General features: G+C 34.6%; 22 protein-coding genes, 1 tRNA gene and 2 pseudogenes. 10 read left to right on the top strand and 15 right to left on the bottom strand.

The features are described 5' to 3' along the window. Positions 1–274: 274 nt before the first annotated feature. The 3 genes and pseudogenes from OPR50_RS03140 (at position 275) to OPR50_RS03150 (ending at position 3261) form a co-directional block, all read left to right on the top strand. Positions 275–1530, top strand: a pseudogene (locus OPR50_RS03140) (IS4 family transposase). Between the two features lie 440 nt (positions 1531–1970). Then, positions 1971–2498, top strand: coding sequence for a c-type cytochrome (locus tag OPR50_RS03145; protein ID WP_265024256.1), 528 nt, complete (start codon positions 1971–1973; stop codon positions 2496–2498). 1 nt (position 2499) lies between these two features. Next, positions 2500–3261 carry an alpha/beta hydrolase gene (locus tag OPR50_RS03150; protein WP_265024257.1) on the top strand — a complete coding sequence of 254 codons (762 nt, stop codon included), beginning with the start codon at positions 2500–2502 and terminating at the stop codon, positions 3259–3261. A 175-nt stretch (positions 3262–3436) separates the two neighbouring features. Here the strand turns inward: OPR50_RS03150 and trpS are convergent, their stop codons facing one another. From trpS to OPR50_RS03190, 6 genes and pseudogenes are all read right to left on the bottom strand, one after another. Next, on the bottom strand, positions 3437–4435 hold the full coding sequence (trpS, locus tag OPR50_RS03155) for a tryptophan--tRNA ligase (protein ID WP_006280207.1): 999 nt from the start codon (positions 4433–4435) through the stop codon (positions 3437–3439). Positions 4436–4452: 17 nt separating this feature from the next. Beyond that, on the bottom strand, positions 4453–5022 hold the full coding sequence (locus OPR50_RS03160; protein ID WP_265024258.1) for a nucleotide exchange factor GrpE: 570 nt from the start codon (positions 5020–5022) through the stop codon (positions 4453–4455). Positions 5023–5083: 61 nt separating this feature from the next. Then, positions 5084–6061, bottom strand: a complete 978-nt coding sequence (locus OPR50_RS03165; protein WP_264339502.1) for a polyprenyl synthetase family protein — start codon at positions 6059–6061, stop codon at positions 5084–5086. A 10-nt stretch (positions 6062–6071) separates the two neighbouring features. Further along, entirely contained in the window at positions 6072–6392 is a 321-nt protein-coding gene (gene rpsP, locus OPR50_RS03170) for a 30S ribosomal protein S16 (protein WP_006279266.1), read from the bottom strand. A gap of 242 nt (positions 6393–6634) precedes the next feature. After that, positions 6635–7575, bottom strand: a pseudogene (locus tag OPR50_RS08765) (IS5 family transposase). A gap of 300 nt (positions 7576–7875) precedes the next feature. Next, positions 7876–9684: a peptidylprolyl isomerase gene (locus tag OPR50_RS03190; RefSeq protein ID WP_264339500.1), complete on the bottom strand. Its 1809-nt coding sequence runs from the start codon at positions 9682–9684 to the stop codon at positions 7876–7878. 323 nt (positions 9685–10007) lie between these two features. Between OPR50_RS03190 and OPR50_RS03195 the strand changes: the two genes are divergently transcribed. Then, the gene (locus OPR50_RS03195) at positions 10008–10610 is read left to right on the top strand and encodes a cell cycle transcriptional regulator TrcR (RefSeq protein ID WP_010082495.1); all 603 of its coding nucleotides are present in this window, start codon (positions 10008–10010) and stop codon (positions 10608–10610) included. Positions 10611–10809: 199 nt separating this feature from the next. After that, positions 10810–12213 carry a transcription termination factor Rho gene (rho, locus tag OPR50_RS03200; RefSeq protein ID WP_007549497.1) on the top strand — a complete coding sequence of 468 codons (1404 nt, stop codon included), beginning with the start codon at positions 10810–10812 and terminating at the stop codon, positions 12211–12213. A 166-nt stretch (positions 12214–12379) separates the two neighbouring features. Here rho and OPR50_RS03205 read toward each other — a convergent pair whose 3' ends face one another. Further along, entirely contained in the window at positions 12380–12856 is a 477-nt protein-coding gene (locus tag OPR50_RS03205; RefSeq protein ID WP_006279800.1) for an RDD family protein, read from the bottom strand. Positions 12857–12878: 22 nt separating this feature from the next. Further along, entirely contained in the window at positions 12879–13427 is a 549-nt protein-coding gene (locus tag OPR50_RS03210; protein WP_265024260.1) for an RDD family protein, read from the bottom strand. A gap of 145 nt (positions 13428–13572) precedes the next feature. Here OPR50_RS03210 and icd point away from each other — a divergent pair, with 145 nt between their 5' ends. Then, positions 13573–15009, top strand: coding sequence for an isocitrate dehydrogenase (icd, locus tag OPR50_RS03215; RefSeq protein WP_155969097.1), 1437 nt, complete (start codon positions 13573–13575; stop codon positions 15007–15009). 83 nt (positions 15010–15092) lie between these two features. Beyond that, complete coding sequence (locus OPR50_RS03220) at positions 15093–15650, top strand: DnaJ domain-containing protein (protein WP_265024261.1); 558 nt, start codon at positions 15093–15095, stop codon at positions 15648–15650. 10 nt (positions 15651–15660) lie between these two features. Here OPR50_RS03220 and tnpA read toward each other — a convergent pair whose 3' ends face one another. Continuing rightward, a complete protein-coding gene (gene tnpA / locus OPR50_RS03225; protein ID WP_006279552.1) occupies positions 15661–16098 on the bottom strand; it encodes an IS200/IS605 family transposase in 438 nt (145 codons plus the stop codon). A 60-nt stretch (positions 16099–16158) separates the two neighbouring features. Here tnpA and OPR50_RS03230 point away from each other — a divergent pair, with 60 nt between their 5' ends. Both OPR50_RS03230 and nth read left to right on the top strand, forming a co-directional pair. Then, on the top strand, positions 16159–17016 hold the full coding sequence (locus OPR50_RS03230) for a molecular chaperone DnaJ (RefSeq protein ID WP_265024262.1): 858 nt from the start codon (positions 16159–16161) through the stop codon (positions 17014–17016). A gap of 39 nt (positions 17017–17055) precedes the next feature. Beyond that, positions 17056–17694, top strand: coding sequence for an endonuclease III (gene nth, locus OPR50_RS03235; RefSeq protein ID WP_265024263.1), 639 nt, complete (start codon positions 17056–17058; stop codon positions 17692–17694). 117 nt (positions 17695–17811) lie between these two features. Here nth and dapE read toward each other — a convergent pair whose 3' ends face one another. After that, positions 17812–19017, bottom strand: a complete 1206-nt coding sequence (gene dapE, locus OPR50_RS03240; RefSeq protein WP_264339498.1) for a succinyl-diaminopimelate desuccinylase — start codon at positions 19015–19017, stop codon at positions 17812–17814. 42 nt (positions 19018–19059) lie between these two features. Here dapE and OPR50_RS03245 point away from each other — a divergent pair, with 42 nt between their 5' ends. Continuing rightward, positions 19060–20316, top strand: a complete 1257-nt coding sequence (locus OPR50_RS03245; protein WP_264339497.1) for an iron-containing alcohol dehydrogenase — start codon at positions 19060–19062, stop codon at positions 20314–20316. Between the two features lie 170 nt (positions 20317–20486). Here OPR50_RS03245 and OPR50_RS03250 read toward each other — a convergent pair. The 5 genes from OPR50_RS03250 to OPR50_RS03270 form a co-directional block, all read right to left on the bottom strand. Next, positions 20487–20559: transfer RNA gene (locus OPR50_RS03250), tRNA-Met, on the bottom strand. Next, positions 20559–21851: an adenylosuccinate lyase gene (gene purB, locus OPR50_RS03255; protein ID WP_264339496.1), complete on the bottom strand. Its 1293-nt coding sequence runs from the start codon at positions 21849–21851 to the stop codon at positions 20559–20561. Before purB ends, OPR50_RS03250 begins: the two co-directional genes overlap by 1 nt. Before the next feature lie 236 nt (positions 21852–22087). Continuing rightward, positions 22088–22642 carry a 50S ribosomal protein L9 gene (gene rplI, locus OPR50_RS03260; protein WP_006279792.1) on the bottom strand — a complete coding sequence of 185 codons (555 nt, stop codon included), beginning with the start codon at positions 22640–22642 and terminating at the stop codon, positions 22088–22090. A gap of 7 nt (positions 22643–22649) precedes the next feature. Further along, positions 22650–22925, bottom strand: a complete 276-nt coding sequence (rpsR, locus tag OPR50_RS03265; RefSeq protein WP_007548890.1) for a 30S ribosomal protein S18 — start codon at positions 22923–22925, stop codon at positions 22650–22652. Beyond that, entirely contained in the window at positions 22925–23698 is a 774-nt protein-coding gene (locus OPR50_RS03270; RefSeq protein ID WP_010082465.1) for a 30S ribosomal protein S6, read from the bottom strand. Before OPR50_RS03270 ends, rpsR begins: the two co-directional genes overlap by 1 nt. Positions 23699–23731 lie beyond the last annotated feature (33 nt).

The raw sequence follows: 23731 nt of genomic DNA on the forward strand, positions 1-23731 counted from the left end.
CACCAGATTTTTTCAGTTGCTATGCAACAAAGCCATCCCAGTGTCTGGGCACTGGGATGACATCATAGGGACACTGGGATTACACCCTGACAATCGTCATCCAGCTACTTGTTAGCGGCTAAGAGATACCGCGAATGAATCGCGGTATGACGGTTCGTGGCGGCATGACGATAACCTCGTCTCACTGCCATTAAGTTAAGGAAAAAAGATAGATTTTATGGGATAATGATGTATACCAATAAGTTTAAAGGTAGTATGAGTAAAAAAGGCAGTAATAAAATTTATTCAAAATGAATTGGCAAGTCTAGAATTTATAGAATCCCATAAATCATCTTCAAAAGATTTTATGAGAAAGAGGAAGTTATCTTTTATTGACATATTTATCTTAATTTTAAGAAAAAGTGTAAAGTCGCTGCAAGTAATACTAAACGAATTTATTTTATATAGGAAAAAAGACTATACCGTTACTGCTAGTGCTTTTAGTCAAGCAAGAAAAAAAATGAAACACAGTGCATTTTCAGAAATTAACGAAGGTGTGGTTTCCTTGTACTACCAAGACCAAAAATTTAAAACTTGTTTTGGCTTTAGAGTGTTAGCTCTTGATGCCTCCAAAATCATTTTACCAACAAGCGTTGAAATAAAAAATGAATTTGGCTCAAGAAAAATACGTAACCAAAAACCAAAAGATTTAGGTGATTATGCAAGTGCAACCTTTGCGGTTTGTTAAGATGTGCTAAATAATGTTGCCATAAGGTCAGTGTTAGATAGAGGTAACACTCATGAAATTAACTTAGCAGATGAAATGCTTAAAGTTGTAAATACTAATGACTTACTGATTTGTATATTTATCTTATAAATTTCTTTCTAGCCTTACAAAAAGAAAAATTGCTTATGTCATTCGATGTCCCAGATCATCTTTTAATGAAGTGAATGCTATGTTTGAAGAAAAAAGCCCATCTAGTGTTGAGGTTACCATATGTGCTCAGCGTAAGATAAAACAAGAAAATAGTGGAATAACGCTTCAAAGTGGTACTGCCATCTGGTGAAATTGAAGTGTTAGCTACATCATTAATGGATGAACAAAAGTTTCAAACTGGAGGATTTAAGGAGTTATATTTTTTACGCTGGGGAGTTGAGACATTTTTTGCAAAACTCAAAGGAAGACTAAGTCTAGAAAATTTTACAGGAAAAAGTGTTGAGTCTGTTAAACAGGATTTTTGGTCAGCTATCATTATTAGCAACCTAGAAAGTGTTATGACAGAAGATGTAGAAGAAGCGTTGAATATGGACTTAACCGATGATAAGCTTAAGAGGAGCATTAACAAATCTGTCTCATTTAACGCGATCAAAAACTTGGCTTTCGACATTTTTGCTACGGAATCAGATACTGACTGCATTATGGATCAATTATCAAAGCTATTTTTGATGAACACTTTGGCGGTAAGAAAGGGAAGGAAAGTTGATCGTCATAAGGTACCTTATCTTCGTTCGTTCAATTACCAAAAAAGGGTTAGAAAACACATATTTTGACTAGAGGTAGTATTCATATCTTCTGATAATAACTGGGTAGCTTATTGCCATAGCTCCTGTAAAATGACTTCTAAACAAACTGTTTCTTAAGTAATTTACACTTCAGAGTTTATCTGCTTTAAAGTTTACTCTATTCTGTTTCAGCATTTGTCATAAATCCTTAATTATTTCTGACTTTTTAGTTCAGTTTTTAACCATTCTTTCCTTAACTTAATGGCAGTGAACCTCGTCATCCCGCTACTTGTTAGCGGGATCTCTTGTTAGCGGCTGAGATACCGCGAATGAATCGCGGTATGACGGTTCGCGGCGGTATGGACGTAGGAAAACCTTTCTTGGGTCAGCTATAGAGACTCTCATCTTTAGCGAGCTTCAAGGTAATTGGTTGCTATTTGCGAAAATATTCGCATAATTTAAGTAACATTACTTAATAAAAATTAACTATGGAGCTTAATAAGATTGCAGCATCGATTTTACTTTCTGGGCTAATCATTATGATAGTTAGTAATGTAGTTGATATGCTTTACAGTCCAGAAGAATATAAGATTGAACACCAAACGATAGTAGCTGCTGGCAGCAATGAGTTCCAGCAAAAAATCGAGCAAGTGGCGCTTGATATTGGAGCGCTCATGCAGAATGCTAGCTTTGAGAAAGGTAAATCAGCAGCAAAAAAATGTATAGCCTGCCATAGTTTTGAGAAAGGTGGAATGAATAAAGTAGGACCAAACTTATGGAACATAGTTGGAAATAAAAAGGCCCATCTTGGTAACTCATTCAATTACTCAAAAGCAGTGCTTGAAAGAGGTGGAAAATGGGCGTATGAGGAGCTATTTGCCTTTTTAAAGAACCCAAAAGCCTATATAAAAGGTACACGTATGGCATTTGCAGGTATTTCCAATCCACAAGAAATTGCAGATCTAGTTAGTTATTTGCATCAATTGAGTGATAGCCCGGTTGCTTTGCCAAAGTAGTATGGATTATTGTAAATTGTTTGATGGAAATAATGGTCACATAGCATATCGAAAGCTACAAGGAAAGAAAGCTTCTGTAGTTTTTTTCGGTGGATTTGCATCCAATATGGATGGAACTAAAGCAACTGCTATTTACAAATTTTGCCAAGAAAATGACGTAGCACTTGTGCTATTTGATTATTTTGGTCACGGTCATTCAAGTGGTAATTTTATTGATTACACGATAAGTGATTGGCAAAAAAATTGTGCTAAAGTAATGAGTGAATTAACTAGCGATAAACAAATAATTATAGGTTCAAGTATGGGAGGATGGCTGATGTTGCTCACTGCCCTTCAATTTCCAGAAAAAATTGCAGCACTAATTGGTATATCGTCTGCTCCCGATTTTACTGAAGATTTGATATTCAAGCAATTGTCAGGCAAGCAAAAAGAAGAACTAGATTCTAAAGGTGTAATAGATTTTACTTCAGAGCATTGTACATACAAAATAACTAAAAATTTGATCGAAGATGGCAGAAAGAACCTTCTTTTAAACAAAAAGACAATAGATATAAACTGTCCTGTGCGCTTGCTGCATAGCATTAATGATAAAGATGTTCCTTATCAAACTTCATTGAATTTAGCTGAAAAAATTAAGTCAACCGATGTTGAAGTACACTTAATAAAATCAGCAGAGCACAATATGTCTGACAATCATTCACTGGAAGTTTTATTTAAGACCATTAGAGAATTTTGTAACCAGAATGCATTCTGTGATTTTTAGCAAAACACGATTTTTCATTTGAGCTTTCTTCAACTTAAAATAAATACAGAAAATTGCTGCCTATAGCTAAACTGACTTAGATTTACCGACAATTTGAAAAACCGTCATCCCGCTACGTGTTAGCGGCTGAGATACCGCGGCGGTATGACGGTTCGCACCATCACACTTTGGAACCTTACAGATATTGAGCAAATCCAATAATATCCTTGATTTCTTTTATATTATGGGTTGCAATTTCTGCTGCTTTCTTTGTGCCTTTTTTTAATATTTCATGTAAATGGAATTGGTCTTTTAAAAGATCATTCATTTTCTCACGTATGGGTGATATAACACTGATAATTAAATCAGCTAACTCTTTTTTGAAGTGCTTCATGTCATGTTTGTTCACTTCTTCACATACTTTTTCTGCATTTACATTACTAAGCACTGAATAAATGTTTATCAAATTGCTTATTTCTGGTCGGCACTTTAAAGTAGCAAAGCCTAGAATTGAATCTGTTTTTGCTTTTTCTATTTTTTTGACAATTAAGTCATCCGTATCATCAAGGTTAATGCACGAATGTTCTGAAGGATCAGATTTACTCATCTTGCTTGTGCCATCCCTTAAGCTCATTATCCTTGATGTGCAATCCAAAGTTAAGATTTCAGGTACGATGAAATAATCCAGCTTATAATGATTGTTAAAAGCTGATGCAATATCACGTGCAAGCTCCAAATGCTGTTTTTGATCATCACCAACAGGAACGTATTTAGTTTGATACAACAATATATCTGCAGCCATAAGTACTGGATAACTATATAATCCAAGAGAGGCTTTTTGTTTATCGCTGCCAGCTTTATCTTTAAATTGAGTCATGCGATTAAGCCAACCAATTGGTGTATAGCATCCAAGCAGCCAGCCCAGTTCTGCATGACCACTAACTGTGGACTGACTAAAAATAATGGACTTTTCTGTATCTATTCCGCATGCAATATAAGCTGCTGCTGTTTTGAAAATATTACTTTTTAATTCACTTGCGGGAAGCTTATTTGCTGTGATTGCGTGTAGGTCGACAATACAAAAAAGAGATTTGTATTTATCCTGTAAGTCTATCCACTGTTTGATTGCACCAAGATAATTACCTAAATGTAGTACGCCACTTGGCTGGATACCTGAAAAGACAATACTTGTCATTATACATTTACCTCATGCTAATCGCTTCCACAATCAGCAGATTTCTTAGAAAGAATAACCATTGCAGGACGGAGCAACCTATTTTTGATAGTATAACCAGTTTGTAGTACTTCTACAATGGTGCCAGGCTTTTTTTCATTGTCTTCTCTTTCCACAACAGCTTGGTGTAAATTACTATCAAAAAGCTCACCAAGTGGATCTACTTCCTCTATTCCATGTTTTTTTAGATCATTTATAATTTTTTGATAAGCTACTTTAATCCCCTCATGAACAGGATCACCGTCTTTCAAAATTTCCATTACTCTTTTTAAATTGTCGCACGAGTCGATCATATCACGTGCAAGTTTTGTGACTGCGTAGTCACTTGCATCGCTAATTTGCTTTTGCATTATACGTTTGACGTTTTCATTATCTGCAACAGCACGGCGTAAATGATCTTCAAGCTGAGCTGCACGTTCTCTTAATGTATTGAGATCTTCATTTAAATCATCAGTTTGCTTATGGTTATCACTTTGTTGGTCGTCACCTTTCTGGCTACTTACCATATCAGCAAACTTCTTCTTTTTCTCCTTACTGCTATCTGACATATCATTACCCTTAAGAATCTAATAAATATATAACAATTAATCTGAAAATATCAAGCGCCAGCTACATTCGTCTTTCTATGCTCGCATTTAAAAAGTTAATTAAAGTAGTTTTATAAAAAGAATCAGAAAAAGTACTAATATCATTTTGTGCCATATTAATGTAGTGTCTAGCTTTTTCCATAGAAAGCTGAATGGCATTATGGTGATTAATATAGTGTAATGCTTGGTCAAAATTGTGTCTAGCTGAAGAAAAGCATTTTTCCCAGAATTTTTGCTCTGCTGGACTGCCCTTTTCGTATGCTATAATAGCAGGTAAGGTGACTTTACCTTCGAAAAAGTCTTTTCCGATTTGCTTTCCAGAAGTGCCTTGACTAGCAGTATAATCGAGCATATCATCAACTATTTGAAATGCCATACCAAAATTAAAACCAAAATTCTTTAGCCTCTCTGTTTCGTCATCTGTTGCACCAGATACTGTAGATGCAGCTTCACAGCATGCAGAAAATAAAGACGCTGTCTTTTCTCCAATGATATCAAAATAATTTTCCCTGATTGTGTGGGGGTCAAAACGTGTTGTCATCTGCTTTATTTCACCCTTCACAAGTAAATACGATGCTTTAGATAAAATAGAGAGAATATTTAAATTTCCACACTCTATAAGCCATCTAAATGCTAGTGTCAACAATAGATCACCAACTAAAATGCTTGATTTATTTCCCCAAATCTTATTCGCTGTTTTAACTCCATGGCGTGCCTCACTTTCATCGAGCACATCATCATGAAGTAAAGTAGCATTGTGTATAAACTCTACCGATGCAGCAACATTGATCCTATTCTCCCCAGAATAGTTTAGCATTTTACATATAATAAAAACTAGTTTAGGCCTTATTTTTTTTCCACCTGACCTAACAAGATGAGATATAATATCAGTAGCAAGCTTAGCATCTTCATCATTGACATTTTTGAAGACAAAGTCATTCATAGCTGACAAATCAGAAGATACAATATCGTCTAATTTATCGCTGTTTGTTATTAGCATTTTAAGAGACTTATGCCTCTTGCCCTTGTGCTTTCTCGTTCTCTACTTTCTTCTTTTCTGTTTTCTTTGGTTCTGTTTCTAAAGTTACTATGCCTTTTTTGATAAACCACAGTACTCTTTCAGTTGCTTGCGCGCCTACGCTTAGCCAATGTTTTAATCTATCAGCCTTCACCACAACACGATTTTTATTGTCTTTTGGTAACATTGGATCATATTGTCCTATTTTCTCAATAAAACGCCCATCTCTTGGTGCTCGTGAATCAGCTACAACTATCCTATAAAAAGGGCGTTTCTTTGCGCCAAACCTCGCCAACCTTATTTTAACTGCCATGTTAACCTTTATTCATATATTAGCCACAATTTTATACAATGAGCCGTTTTAAGTCAAATGAATTATACAACTTTTGCACCTTATAATATAATTACCAATAATGTAGGGCAGTGCCGGGCGCACAGCTATACGAACATTCATTTTTGAAGGTAAATTGCACAGCAAATGGTGTCATTCCAGTGCTTGACACTGGAATGGCTTTGTTGCATCGCTCTTCGGATAGTAGGTAACGCACAATAAATTTATGAAGCTATCTCAAATTTAGCCATACCAATATCAGTGAACTTATTGAGCAAATAGCATTTAACAAGTAGTTCCTTCTCTCTATTTGTCTCAGATTTATTCCTAAAACTAAACCCGAATGTTTGTTTCAGTCGCGAGAAAAAACTTTCTATATAAGATCTTTTTCCGTAGTTTGTTTGCCTTTTCCACCTCTTCATTCCATCTTTGCTGCATGATTTTATTAGTCTAATTGCAGCATTTCTCTCAGCCATATAGTCTAACTTTGGATGCTCTGCTGCGTTGTTTTTCGGAGGAATTTTCGTTTTTATACCATATTGATTACACAGCTTATAGAGCTTTTCTCTGTCATATGCCCTATCTGCATATAGTACTTTTATGACATACTGAAAATCGACTTCTTTTAGCAAATCACAAGCTCCATAGTGATCAGCCGTTACTGTATTTTACAGCTATGGCTTTTTTGCTGTTTGTATTCAACATTACATGCAATTTTCTTGTCTGTTCATAGCTGCGATACTTTCTATCTTCGCTATTTTCTTTGCTATGACCAGGAGTGTTGTTGTATATACTAATTCCTGTACTGTCTATAGCAATTTCGATATCTTCCATATTATTTTCTGCAATCATTGATCTTAATATTGAGTTTCTTAAACCTTCTTGATGATTGTGAATAGCTGATAACTTGCAAATTTTTCCCAATTTGCTCAAGGTATCCTGCTATAAACCCAACTGTTTGCCTCAGGCCTATTCTAAATAAACAAGTTATTATGTGCACCAAAATTACAACTTTATCGCTATAAATATTGTTGCCAACTGGTATTTTTGGACCATTCTCGTACCACTTTTCTATGGCTTCGTTGATATAATGAAAAATATTTCCTCTTTTTTCTAGAAATTTGTTATATTCGCTATGGTTACTGACCCTCATTTTTTGTGGCATATTTTTTCTTTCAAGGTTAAATGGCTATTTTATAATGAATTTTGTCAGTAGCCACCAGATTTTTTCAGTTGCTATGCAACAAAGCCCACTGGAATCCAGCCTTTTTTTAATCATTAAAACGTTGTATTTTAACATAAAACGGCTACTTTTATGCTTACCAACTTAATAAAATTCCTGGATCCCAGTGTCTGGGCACTGGGATGACATCCTTTCTAGTGAAGATTGCTCTCAAATCGCAATGTTCGTACAGTTGTGTGTCTGGGCACTGGATGCGTTTGAAGCAACTTATAAGATTTTTGACTATATATCATCAAGTATAGCGTGATTAACTTCGACTTTATACTTTGATTCCAGATAGCTAATTAATTGCTCTTTTAGCGATATCATCACACGTTTTCCAGTGTCAAGCATGTTTAATTTGCCATTTGATGAATGCATTTCTTTTAGAACACCTATTATAATTTCATTATTGTATTGAATAGGATCTGTCACTGAACCAGTTGTTTTCATATTGAAAATCTCTTCTACAAAAGAAAAGGGGTAGTTTTGTTGATCCACTTTATTGCGGTGCATCTGCTGACCTTTAACTAATTCCACACCTTGAATTTCTTCCAAATCTGTTTTTTCTCTTAGTTGAACTGCAACCTCTTGCCCGAATTTAAACATTCTTTCTTTTATAAACTCACTACGCCAAAGCTCTACCGCTAATGCCCTGCCTTCTTCAAAACTTTGTGATTTAGGTGGAACGATATCGATGATTTTTACACTAACAACAGCGTCCCCAACGCCCTTAAAATAACCTTTCTGATCCTTTTCTCGCGAAAAAATGAAAGAAATCAAATCACCAGAATCTCCTACGTTATTACCGCTTTGATCTTTTCCACTCGCATCTACTGGACCAATAGTTTGTATAGGTAAATTATATTCACTCAATATTTCTTCAATTTCTGAACCATTGTATATCTTATAGTTCACTTGGTTTATGAAATCATTGACTCTTTCAAAAGACTTTTGGTTAGTTAGAACTGACTTTATGTCTTTTTTTAAATCAACTAAGTCTTCATCAGAGATTTGATGCGCACTTTCCACTTTTACTATGTGCCAACCAAAACTGCTTGCTAAAACTTCACTTACTTCACCTACTTTAAGAGCAAACACCTTCTCTCTCACGTCTTCTGGTAAAAAATCCTTAGTTATATTATTTACTCTAGTTTCCTCAAGTTTTGCTTTGCCAAACTCTTCTACTATCTGTTCAAAGCTTGTTTTACCCTCCTCAAATGCTCTTCTTGCTGTCTCAGCTTCTTCTTTGGTAGAAAATATTGCATTGAATATATCTCTTTGATTTTTAAGTTCTTGTTGTTCTATTATACCATCAACTTCTTCATCTGAGATCTTGATTTGATCTTCAAAATACTTTTGGCCTAGGGAAATATATTGCGCAGTTCGATACTCAGGATAATAAAAATGGGATTTATTTCTTTCGTACAAATCAAGTAAGGCTTGATCATCTGGTTCAGGAATGTTTGTAACTGCATCTTCAGTTATTTTAACAATATCAACTACTCTAGTTTGGTAGCGACTTTTGTATATCTGCTCATCAATTTTCTCGCCAAAAGTTACTGGATAATTATCTTTAAATAATGAAGTCATGAACATCATTGCAGGCAGGACTTTCTCTAGCTTTGCTATATACTCTTTCTCTGTCATATGCAGGTCATTTAGCGTTTCATAGAATTTATTTTTGTCAAATTCACCTTTATCATTTTGAAAGTATTTGGTGTTTTTAATATGGTTTTTTATAGATTCTTCTCCAACTGTCAACCCCAGCTCACTAGTTAGGTTAAACAATAGTTTTTGCTCTATAAGTGCGTTAAGCAAATCATATTTCAGCTTTTTTACTTGTTCTCTACTCGCATCAGATCCAGAAATTTGTTTTCCATAATTTTGATATAGCGACTTATACTCATCTGACGTTATAACTTCTTTTCCAACCCTAGCTACCTCTTCTTTTTCATCATCACCTGATAAAAGGTTGCCAACTCCCACAAAGATTAACAAGCAAGCTAAAAGGACAACGGTTATTTTAGTGAAAAAATTTTTAACATTCATTTTAAACTCAGTTAATTAATGGTTAATTATAGAATAGTGATAATTTAATACTTGTAAACCTGTTGCTTTATTAGATAATATATATAATATATTAACTTAAAATTTAACTCTCTAATCTTAAATAGGAACATATGTTTAACTGAGTTATACTATACCTTAGAAAGGGGAAATATTTTGTTTGAAATATGCTTAAAGGTAAGCGCATTTAATTAACTTAAGAGGTGGGAAGTGACAAACAAAAAGTTATTGAATGACAGAATTAATGCTTTTTTAGTTTTAATAGTTTATATTTTAGCTCTGTATAACAGTAAGGGATACTTTAAATGGGAGATGCTTTTTTGATGTCAATGGAATCTTCTAAGGGCAATAACGATAGAAATAAACAGTTTCTAGTGCAAATAGCTGCTTGGTTAGTAGACAACACTGGTTTAACTTTTAATCAAATAGCACAATGTTGCAGATTGGCCCTTGAAGAAGTACAAGACATAGCTGATGAGGAAATAGAAGTAGAAAAATATAACCCTATTATTTCTGGAATAATTACTGAAAAAGAAATCGATGATTGCAAAAAAAATCCAAATCGTGTACCAAATTTGATTATAAAAAATATAAAAAAAAGGAGTAAAGCGATTGGTAGCATTCTTGGCTTTGCCTCTACGGCAAGACGTAGAGATAAACCTGATGCGATTTATTATTTAGTAAAAAAATTTCCTATCTTGGACAATAACGTTATAGCTAAATTAATTAGTACAACAAATTACACAGTTGAGCAGGTAAGAGATGGATCTCATCATAACATGCAAAATATAAAACCCCAAGATCCTGTACTACTCGGCTTATGTAGTCAAGAAAATTTAGAAGCAGAAGTGGAAAAAGCAAAAGTAGAAGAGGAGAAGCAAGAAAGGTTAAAAAAATATAAAGAATAGCTATTGAAAATCCTCAAATTTTTGTGTTTTGTTAACATTAAATTAACTTGACTTGCTAGTGTTTATTAGTATAATGTAAGTAAAGTACGGGGTTTAATGATAATTAAGCTTAATACGCACTGAAACTAACTCAGCCTAATTTATTATCTTATAGTCACATTTTAGGTTAGTAAGCATCAATTAAAATTTTTGGAGGATTATGACAACAATCAATGAAGATGTTTTGGCAAAAGGAAAGGTTACAGCTCAACCTGAAAAAAGTGAGCAAATTTACAATAACGATACAGTAAAACAGATGGTCAATGAAGGTACTGAGAAAAACAGAAAAACATTAGATCTGAGCGAATTAAAAGAGAAAACAGCAGAAGAATTGTTAGAGTTAGCTGAAGAAAGAAAAATTTCAACTAACGGTAAAAGCAATGGTAGAATGCTAAAGCAGGAAATAATATTCAGCTTAATGAAAAAAATGAGTGAAGAAGGAGGCATAACCACAGGGAGTGGAATAGTGGAAATATTGCCTGATGGTTTTGGTTTCTTACGTTCAGCAAGTGCAAATTATGCCCCAAGTACCGATGATGTTTATATTTCTAACGGGCAAATAAAGAAGTTTAATTTACGTACAGGAGATATGGCATATGGAGAAATAAGGCCACCTGGTGATAAAGAGAGATATTTTACTTTAACTAAGGTTCAAAGTATAAACTCTACTGAAGTAAGTGAATTAAGAAAGTACGTCCATTTTGATAATTTGCTTCCTCTTTATCCTGAGGAAAGCATAGTACTTGAGTGTAATAATGGTGATGATAAAAAAGGCTTAAGCATGCGTGCTATAGATATAGTAGCTCCTCTTGGAAAAGGGCAAAGAGCGTTAGTAGTTGCTCCACCTCGCACAGGAAAAACAGTATTGCTTCAGCAAATGGCTAACTCTATAGCTATAAATCACCCTGAAGTAGAATTAATAGTGTTACTTATAGATGAAAGACCTGAAGAAGTAACAGATATGATACGTTCTGTAAAAGGTGAGGTAGTAAGTTCTACATTCGATGAGCCTGCTTACCGTCACGTACAGCTTGCTGAAATAGTAATAGAAAAAGCTAAAAGAATGGTTGAGCATAAAAAAGATGTGGTAATTCTACTTGACAATATTACTAGACTTGCACGTGCTTATAATGCGGTTATTCCTTCGTCTGGGAAAGTTCTAACTGGTGGTGTAGATTCAAACGCACTGCAGAGACCAAAACGCTTTTTTGGAGCAGCTCGTAATATTGAGAATGGGGGTTCTTTAACTATAATCGCCACAGCTCTTATAGAGACTGGTTCAAAAATGGATGAAGTTATTTTTGAAGAGTTTAAAGGTACAGGAAATGCTGAGATCATACTTGATAGAAAACTTTCTGATAAACGTATATTTCCAGCTATTGATATTACAAAATCCGGAACAAGGAAGGAAGAGCTATTAGTTGATAAGGCTATACTAAATAAAATATGGGTGGTGCGTAGGATACTCAATCCTATGGGACCCGTTGAAGCAATGGAATTTTTACGTGACAAACTACTTTTAACAAAGAGCAATGCTGACTTTTTTAACTCCATGAATCACTAAAAGTAAGCCAGTTATGATGGATATGCTGAGCAAAAAGTAAAACGCTCTTATAGCTAAAATAATTTGGATTTACCAAAATATATTTATAGTTAAGTTGGCAATTTACCTTAAGTTAGCGCGTGACACTGGAATGACACCCTTGGTGGCAGACAGCTAAAGGAAAATATCAACTAGGTTTATAATCTATCACTACCGTGTTTGCAATTTTGTCGTGAAAAGCTTGTTTATGTTCATCACCTACTGCACATACTAAAACTAAGATTAGTATAGCTAAGAATAAAATGGGATTACAAAGTGATATGCAATAAATTATAAAAAGAGCTATAGTCCTTTTCATTGCTTGCATTGTAGTGATTGACTCAAATGTATCTTTGTCTTTTACACGCATGCTAAATAACAAGTGTCCTGGAGTGCCGCCAAATTTTACTAGCATGAATATATGAAATATACATGGTATCATTAAAAATAAAGAAAATACAATCGTGGTGATTACAATTATTGCACCCATGATCCCTTGTATTGCGTGTGTAAGTGAGAAACCCACCGCCATTAAACCAAATGGTATTGCGATAAATAAAATACAATCAACTATAAATGCTAGAGTACGTCTTGTCATCGTTGAGTAGTTTACTTTTTTATCCATGTACTACCTATAAAGAAAAATATCAACTAGATTTATAGTCTATCACTACTGTTTTTGCAATTTTATCGTAAAAAGTCTGTTTGCGTTGATCAAATACTGCAAACAAAAATAAAATTAGCACAATTAAAAGATATAGAAAAGTATAACCATGATAATGCAGATGAAGCAAAAAGCGAAAAATAATCCAGATGCTTCCCTTAGAAATACATCTTATTGTTGCTTGCATAAGGGTAACATTTGTAAATGTATTAGCATCTTTAATATGCATACCACACAATAGTTTTCCTGGGGTACCACCAAGTTTTGTTACCATTAATATTTTGGATATTGTTAGTACTAATGTTGCGACCACTGTAGAAACTATAAATGGTATTTCTGTTGCTAGTTGTGCAAGTTCCTGAAAAGAGTCTTTATCTTTATCTTGATCTTGATCTTGTAATGATACGATGAATACACCATAGATAAAACCGAAGATAAAATGAGGGGAAAATATGATGAGGTCAAGTATTTCTGCTACAATACGCCTTGTAAATCCTACATAATTTACTTTAACATTTATTTCAGTATTCATAACCCCACCTATATTTCATAATATCATCATATGATATAAAAATACGTTATTAAATAACCGTAAATATACTAACTTGGGTAATATTAGCTACTTGTGCCACTCTATTATTTAAATTAATATTAAATCATTTATAACTAGGGAAGTTATGTCAACACTAATCACAGTTGCATATGGCGACGGTATCGGACCAGAAATCATGGAAGCGGTGCTGTCGATATTGCGCGAAGCAGAAGCGGAAATCTCAATAGATATTATTGAAATAGGGGAGCGTGTTTACAGTAAAGAATGGTCTCACGGAATTTCTCCAAGTGGTTGGGAATCAATTGAAAGGACAAAAATATTATTAAAATCTCCGACAACAACTCCTCAAGGTAAAGGGCACAAAAGCTTAAACGTTGCACTCAGAAAAAATCTAGGGTTGTATGCAAATATCAGACCATGCATTTCATATCATCCTGTTATAGAAAATAAATTCGATAAGTTTGATATCGTAGTGATACGTGAAAATGAAGAGGACGTTTACACCGGAATAGAGCATAGGCTCACTGGTGACTCTTACCAATGCACTAAAATTATTACTAGATCTGGCTCAGAGAAGATATGCAGGTACGCTTTTGAATATGCAAAAAAACACAACAGAAAAAAAGTAACTTGCCTGACTAAAGATAACATCATGAAAATGACTGACGGAACTTTCCATGCCGCGTTTGATCGCATTGCAAAGGAATACCCAGATATAAAGGCAGAACATTATATAGTTGATATTGGAATGGCGCGTGTTGCAACAGAACCGGAGAATTTTGATGTTATAGTAACCGAGAACTTATATGGCGACATATTATCAGATATAGTCGCACAAACCTCTGGATCTGTGGGGCTTGCCGGAAGTAGCAACATCGGGAATGAATACGCAATGTTTGAAGCAGTGCACGGTTCTGCCCCTGATATTGCAGGAAAAAACATAGCCAATCCTTCTGGTCTTTTAAATGCTGCAGTGCATATGCTAATTTACATAGGTCAAGTGGGTACTGCAAAACTAATCTACGATGCATGGCTCAAGACTTTGGAGGATGGAATACACACTGCCGATTTATATAAGGAGAAAAGAAGTAAACAGAAAGTTGGTACCAAAGAATTTGCAGAAGCTGTTATAGATAATTTAGGAAAGAAACCTGCTGAGCTTATAATTGGCAGTGGTTCGGATAGTAAAATAAATTTGGATAGTAAAATAAATAAAGTACAAGACAATTACGAACAAGATTACAAAGTTAAAAAGCTAGTGGGTAGTGATATAACTCTCGCTTGGGACAAATCCAGTAATGTTGATCAAATAGTAGGATTATTTGAATCAAGTAATCTGCAAATGATAGCAATATACTCAAAAGGACTTGCGATTTGGCCAGGAAACTCAAAACCTTCAAGTGACCAAATAACCTATAGGTTTATCGCAAATAATGAAAAGCAAGCTATTACAAATAGTGATGTAAATAACTTGCTAATCAAACTCGAAGAACACAATTTTGACGTGGTGAGAATGGACAAATTGTATTTGTATGATGGGAAAGAGGGGTTTTTCTCTTAATGATCGTTTGACATTCTTATGATTGCATAAAACATTTAAATAGATTATACTAGAGATATAATTTATTTATGTGAGATGTAGTAATGGGTCAACATTTTAAGTTAACTGGTCAGAAGTTTTGTGATAATGCTGATCTGTTCAACGTATTGGAAATAGAAGCTAAGCAAGTTATAGGTAAGGATCATCAAGAGCTTAGTAGCGTTTTAAAAAAACAATATAGAAAATTGATTCTTGTACACCACCCTGATAAAGGTGGAAATGAAGAAAGATTTAAAAATCTTGACAAAGCTTATAAAGAATTAAATGCATATATTGAACCTTTAAAGTCAGGGGACCCTTGTGTTAAAATTAGCGTTGATGCTGAAAGTGATGGGCATTTAACAGCGCGTGAATTCCATTATAGGAAGAAATTATTTGAAAAATTGAATATCACTGAAGAGGAAGTTAGAGGAAGGAATTTTGCTGAGCTTGCTTCTATACTTGAAAAAAAAAGCAGCTCGCTAATACAGGATCTGCAACACCAAAATAAATTAATCCATTATATAAATTCTTGGACAAGATATAGCTCACTTTTCGATGATAAACTCAACCACTATCGGCTGAGAGCCGAAAGGTTGGATATAGCGCTGGAAGCGCGGTGAGAAGCTAAAGCTACTCCAATCTTATACTAGATATAGAATGAGGCTGATGTGCATCTGTATGTTTATTGATGTACTCATTAATGACTTCATCTGTGATATGTCCGCTGGTAGCACTAAAGTATCCTCTTCCCCAAAAACGCTTTCCCCAGTACATTTTATTTAGCTCTGGAAATTCTTGTTGAACTTTGCGTGAAGACCTGCCTTTGGCTCTTTGAACAAAATCACTCACAGCTATATGAGGAGGTATTACTACGAATAAATGTAAATGATCTGATGATATTACTCCGTTTTCTATCTTAATCCCCATTTCTTCAGATACTTCTGCTATGATTGTTCGTATTCTCTCCTTCATAGCCTTAGTTAATACTCTGTACCGATATTTTGTAATCCAGACTATATGGTACCTATGATAAAATACAGTGTGTTTTCCTTTGTCATATTCCGTCATAACTATACTTTATAAAGTACAGTTATGACATTGACAAACTAAAGTTTCTCCACCTAGAAGGTGGAGGCTTGTACCATCTTATGGAAAGTCAAAGAGCTGAGAAATGAGCTTGACGAACACTTGCTTAAACCTAACATACAATTATTTAGTTATATCGCCCCTTTAACAAAGAATGGAAGTTTAATAAGGGAAGACAAACAAGCGCTAATGCAAAAGTTTATAAAGCGTAGAGACGATTTGCTATCTAGTACTTTAAAGAAAAAAGTAAATACTTTACTTTTTTTAGCTTTTGCTGAAGCAATTTATTGCTATTGTTTCTTGCCTACTTGGTTAATTGCCAGTGATACCTTGATGTGTTTATGCTTGCCACTAGTAGCATTAAATCTTATTATGACAGAGATTTTATCTGCTTTAACACAACATTACGAAAAAAAATACAAAAACTCTGAAATTTCTACTGATCAATATGTAAATAGAATAAATTGTATTTACTTATGCTATAAGCTTTTTGTTTTTTACCCTTTGCCTGTCTTTTTTACTTCTTTAATGATAGAGGGTTTTATCTCTGGCAGTTTTTATGTTGATGTGACAATATTTGGTACTTTGTCATTGTTAGCACTGCTAGCTACTGAGATATTTAGTCCTACATTTTCAAAGGCTTGTGAAATATACACTGAAAAACACATGAAAGATTTACTTGAGGAAGATCTAAGAGATAGAGTGCAAAAGGAAACTGATCTGTTAGGACGGTATGATCCACGAAGGCTATTAATGCCAATAATTATGCCTCTTGTTAGAAAGTGTTTTACAGAGGTGGCAAGCGAATTTGCTGAGAGGAATTTCGATGAAGTGAACACTAATATGTCTGATGTTAACACTGAACAGCCACCTAGACCTCAAGCGGTTGAATTTGCATAGTAGAATATTACGGTATAGTATAAACTTTTAGCTCTATGCATGGACTCAAAAAAAGTAGAACTAATATTTGAAAAGTTTCAACAATCAAATCCTGCGCCAAAAATAGAGCTAAATTATACCAATCATTTTACGTTACTGGTTGCGATAGTTTTATCAGCGCGGACAACTGATGTAAGCGTTAATAAAATTACAAGAGAACTATTTAATATCGCTGATACGCCAGAAAAAATGCTGAGCTTTGGGCAGAGTGAGCTGAAAAAATGCATAAGCAGTATTGGTTTATATAATTCCAAAGCAAAAAATATAATCGGGCTTAGTAAAATATTGGTAGAACGATACAACAGCAAAGTACCTACTAATTTTGATGATTTGGTGTCTTTGCCTGGAGTGGGGAGAAAGAGCGCTAATGTGTTCTTAAATTCAGGGCTTGGCATTCCAACATTGGCAGTTGATACTCACGTTTTGAGAGTGAGCAATAGAATTGGGCTTGTGAAAGAAAAAGATGTGTTTAAAACAGAGCAATCTCTTTTAAATGTGGTTCCCAAAAAATACCTGCTTTATGCTCATCATTGGCTAGTTTTGCATGGTAGATATGTTTGCAAAGCACAGAAACCTTCGTGTGAAACGTGCATAATTCATGATTTATGTGAATTTGAGTGCAAAAGGTATAAAGTCTAGTATTTCTTCTTTTGTCATCCAAGTAGCTATAGAAACGAAAAAACTTACTTGACACATTTTGCTGGAATGATACAAGTTATTATTCAAACAACAGTTATGCAAGAGATCTGATTACATCTAAGCTAACAATGGACCACTAGATATATTACTAACCACGTTGACCTGATTCAATATTTTATTAGTGGGATTGAAATAATTTTCTATAAATTCCTTATATATAGCTGTTAACTTGTGTATATCGTTTACTGATACGCATTCGTTTATCTGATGTGCAGTTTTGTTGATTATACCAAATTCAATCACTGGACAAACATCTTTGATAAACGCAGCGTCAGATGTGCCACCACTTGTGCTAAGTATAGCATCAATGTTGGTAACCTTACTTATTGCATCAAGCATAATATCAGTATTCCTATCGGGAGTAGAGAGGAAAACGTCCCTGCTGCTATGCATAGAAAGCTTATAATCGTTAGTTACACTAGAGCATATTTCATCAATCAGCTTATATAGGCCACCCGGTGTTTGTTCATTGTTATATCGAATGTTAAAACATGTAGTTGCTGAACCAGGTATTAGATTGCTAGTATTATTTCCAACATCGATAGTAGTAACTTCGCAATGTGAAGGCTGAAAATATTTATTACCATGATCAAAAGTAGTATTTTTTACCTTACTCAATATCGATATTACCTTATATATTGGATTATCTGCTAGGTCTGGATAGGCAACGTGCCCTTGTTTTCCATGGCAAATTAATTCAAATGTTACAGAACCTCTTCTGCCTATTTTTATGGTATCACCTAATTTCTCACTACTGGTTGGTTCAGCAACCACACAGAAATCCACCTTTTTCTGCTTACTTTTCATCCATTCCAAAACTGCCTTTGTTCCATATTCTTCCGTGCTTTCTTCAGCACTGGTAATCAATGCACTTATCGAACCATTAAATTGAAACTTCTCTGCAATCAAATTTACCATAGCAGCAATAAACGCAGCTACTCCGCTTTTCATATCAGCCGCCCCTCTTCCATATAATATGCCATCCCTCACTTCTGGATTAAATGGACCAAATGCCCAATCTTTTAACTGACCCGGTGGTACAACATCAACATGCCCAGCAAAGCACAAATTTGGTACTCCATTTATATATTTCGCATAGAGGTTTTTAACTTTAGTTCCATTATCACCAAATTCTAAAATCTCACAGTCAAAGCCACTCTTCTTGAAGATTGTTGCTATATACTCTATTGCCCCGCCGTCCCTTGGTGTTATACTCTCAAAAGAGATCAATTTCTTAGTTAGCTCTACAGGGTCAATTTTCATGTCAATCTTAAAATACTTATATTGCTATATTGTAAACACTCTATGCACTATTTAAAACAAATATTACATCAAGCCGAACAAACTTTTCTAAGGGAAGTAATAACAGATTACCACCTTGCTGATGATATCTATGAAATATGCACACGACACGGAAATGACATCTTTCTAGTTGCAGATGAAAATACAGCAAAACTTTTAAACAAAAACGTATTTAATAAAATTTCTCATTTAATTATTCCAACCCCACCTGCCATTCCAGTGTCACGCGCTGGGATGACATCAGGTAGAGAAATGACACCAAGCAGAGCTGCCTCTCTTGAAACCGTAAATCTAGTGAGAAACAAAGTAAAAGACAGTGACTTAATAGTTGCATTTGGTAGCGGCACCGTTAACGATATCTGCAAATATGTAAGCTACCTCGAGAAAAAAGATTATATATCCTTTCCAACAGCCGCTTCTATGAATGGATATACATCCGCAAATGCTTCAATATTAGTAAATGGATATAAAAAATCGTTCAAAGCACATCTTCCAAGAGCAATATATATAGATATAGACATACTTGCCAATGCACCACTGCGCCTCATATTAAGCGGATTTGCAGATTTCATTTGTCGTTCAACAGTTCAGGCTGACTGGCTACTATCTCATTTGTTGCTTAGCACAGAATACAATGAATTACCTTTTACACTTGTTCACGATTTGGAGCAAATTTTGCTAAGAGAATATATGGCGCTTACTAAAAGAAGTAGAAAAGAGGTCCTATTACTTATGGAAGTTCTACTAATTTCAGGACTTGGAATGGTGATGTCAAAAGGCAGCTATTCTGCAAGCCAAGGAGAGCATATGATAGCTCACGCAATGGAAATGGTAACAAAAGATTATTCCTCACTACATGGTGAAAAAATTGCTGTCACAACGATTACTATGGCTAATTTACAGGAAAAGATATTATCAATACAAAACCCAATAATTAAACCGACCACTTTAGATGTAAAACATATAACTCAGTGCTTTGATAATATTGAATTTGTAAGAACTTTTGAACAGAAGCAAATTCTGCAGCAAAAAATCCAAGAGATTATTCGCAAAGAATGGCATAATATTTCCAGTTTAATTAAGCAAAATTTACTACCTGCAAAACACCTGCAAAAAATATTTGAAGATCTGTCAATTCCACACTTACCAGAGCACCTCAATTGGAATAAAGAACAATATTGTAAAGTGGTCGATCTTGCGTTTGCAACAAGAGATAGATTCACCTTTCTTGACTTAGCTAACTGCATAGAAGAAAGTTAAGTTTTGTAGTGAAATTCTGTCATTTAAAGAGATCATAGGCCAAAAGCTAAACCCTTTTCACAATCTCTTATCCATTGTCTCCTCACCTGAGTGGATATACAACTCATTCCAAGTAACTGACACTGGGTTTCACCAATAGCACTGCTTTGCTAAACATAGTTTAGTTCGAGTGGCTGAGGAGGGACTTGAACCCCCGACCAAGAGATTATGATCCTCCTGCTCTACCAACTGAGCTACTCAGCCTAATTGAAAACCTTGCTATACATGTGACCTACATGTTTTGTATAATATTTCAAATCAAACAAAGATTCAAGTTTTTCCGAGTTAATAACCTTAAGTAAGAGTTTATCTTGTTTCAATTCGGCCAGAAAATCACTGTTGTTTTGTTTCACTTTCATTGCATTGCTCTGAACAATTTTATACGCCTCTTCCCTCGCCAAACCACTATTTACTAACTCAAGCAATACACGCTGTGAGAAAACTAAACCTTTTGAAGAATTTAAGTTCTTTTCAATGTTTTCCTTATTGATCACCAATTTATCTATCAAATCTGTTAATCGCACTAAAGCAAAATCCATTGTTATACAAGCATCAGGAGCAATGCATCTTTCCACAGATGAGTGTGATATATCACGTTCGTGCCACAATGCAACATTTTCTAACGCAGGAAAAACATAACTGCGTATTAAACGTGAGAGTCCAGTCAGATTTTCACTTAAAATAGGATTACATTTGTGTGGCATAGCAGAGCTTCCCTTCTGCCCAGTGGAAAAATGCTCAGAAATTTCGCCGATTTCAGTTCTTTGCAAATGACGAATTTCAACAGCAACATTTTCTATTGAGCTTGCAATCACTCCCAAAACTGAAAAGAACATAGCATGTCTATCACGAGGAATGACTTGAGACGATATGATTTCAGGTATGAGTCCTATTTCTTTCGCTACATATTCTTCAACAAACGGATCAACATTTGCAAAATTGCCTACTGCACCTGATATTTTACAAATTGAGATCTCTTTTTGCGCGCTAATTAATCTCTGATAATTGCGTTTAAATTCAGCATAAAATCTGGCAAATTTTATTCCAAGAGTTGTTGGTTCTGCATGCATTCCGTGACTGCGTCCAACACAAACAATATCTTTATAGTCCTCAGCTTTTTTTTTCAATGCTGCAAGTAAATTTTTTAGATTCTCGAGCAAAATATCACAGGACTCTTTCAGTTGCACCGCAAGGCATGTATCCAAAACATCAGAACTTGTCATTCCATAATGAAGATAACGAACATCAACTCCCGCTTTTTTAGCAATATATGTCAGAAAAGCTATAACATCATGTTTTACAATGGATTCAATTTCGTTGATACATTCAACATCAAATTCAATAGCACCAGAGAGGTTCTCAGCAATATTATTCGGAATCACTCCTAACTTTGCTTGAGCTTCACACGCTAATTTTTCTATTTTAAGCCATATATTAAATTTATTATTTTCCTCCCAAATGGAAGACATTTCTTTTCTGCTATAGCGGGGAATCATTTTTGATTTATTCCAATAATGGTGTCATTCCAGTGCGTGACACTGGAATCCAGGTATAAAAGTATTTGCAAATTATTCAATGGACAACGGATTCTAGAAGCATAAAATAATGTCCATGATGAAATAAACTGGATCCCAGTGTCACGCACTGGGATGACATGAGGGAAGCACTGGGATGACACCAGCTTAGCCATGGCAGACATTTCTTTACGACTATAACAAGGGATCATCTTTGATCAGCTATCATCACCATCAGTAGCTTCTTTATTCGCATCTTGCTCTGCTTCTTGTTGCTCAGACTTCTGATTTTGCAATTTTACTTGCCTTAGCTCATTTGCATCTGTTTCGGATTTCACGACGTATATAGTAATTGGTACTACTACTTCACTATGTAATTCTACGTTTACTTGGTATTCACCCAAGTTTTTGATGCTTACTCCACCAAAAGATAAACTACGGTGATCTATCACATGTCCTTCTTGTAGTAAAATTTTCGCAATTTCACGTGTTGTTACAGAACCAAAAATTTTACCATCCTCTGAAGCTTGCTTTATCAATACCACAAACTTATCATGTAGTGACAATGCAAGCTCTTTTGCTACATTTAATCTTTTTATATTCTCTTCTTCCAGTAATAAACGTTGCTCCTCTAGCTTTGTTAAATTTTCCTTGGTAGCTTTCACCGCTTTTCTTTGTGGAAAAAGAAAATTACGTGCATAACCTGGTTTAACTTTGACAACTTCACCAAGCTTACCTAAAGTCCTTATATTTTCCTTTAAAATTATCAACATAAATTACCTAAACTTTTTTAGTACAGTAAGGAATAAGAGCTAAAAAACGTGCCCTTATGATCGCTAAGCGTAACTTCCTTTGTTTTTTTGCACATACGCCTGTTAATCTTCTAGGTAATATCCTACCATAGTCAGAGGTAAACTTGGATAATAAATCTATATTCTTATAATCTATGTCTTCATCTTTAGACGCAGCAAGAGGGCAAACTTTAGAACGCCTAAAGCCAGTCCTATTATTTACAGATACGTAAGAATTATTAAAACTATTTCGTCTTTTCATCATTATGCGCTTTGCTCCTCAATTTGTTTATTCATCATATGAGATTTACCTTCAAAAATTTTATCAACCTGCACAGGAAAGTGGCGAATAACGTTCTCATTAAGTTTCATTCTACGCATAAATTCATCCAGAATGCTTGCAGTAGAACTTATGCACATTATACAATAATGACCGCTCTTCATTTTATTTTTGTGATATGCAAAATCCAAAAGACCCCAATGTTCATACTTGATTAATCCTGATGCTTCAATGTTTTTCAAAAGCATTTCCAACGCTTTGCTCGATTGAGTTGGACCGTTTATTCTAAAATCTTTTAAAATATCTTGAAAAATCTTTATTAGATGTTCTGAAATATTTCTCTTCAAAGCATTTACTGCGTTATGGATAAACGCACTTTTAGTACTGCCTCCTAGAAATTTTGTAAAATCTTGCGTTATTCCTAAATCTTTTAGGTCATCTTTCAACTCTTTATCGATTTTTGACTTCACTTCTTTCAAATTTGAAAGATCTTCTTCTAATTCAACCCATAAAATTTTTGTAAGATCTTCCAAGAAATCAGAGTAAGCAACTAGACTTTCTTTAATGTCCTCAGCACGCACTTCTAACTCTTGTTTTGTAAGCTTGTCATTTCCTTTTTTCAGAATATCCCTGATTTGCTGGAACATAATATCTGCTTTAATATTTTTCAATGAAACAGCTAGCTCTTGGACCATCTCCTCTACTTCTTGCTGTAACAATCCTTGTTGTGCTATAAAAGTAAATTCATAAAGATTCACTATATCTTCCTTTAATACCGATTAAATATTTCA

Origin of the sequence: Wolbachia endosymbiont (group A) of Epagoge grotiana, from assembly GCF_947251775.1 — a bacterium.
Lineage (GTDB): Bacteria > Pseudomonadota > Alphaproteobacteria > Rickettsiales > Anaplasmataceae > Wolbachia > Wolbachia pipientis.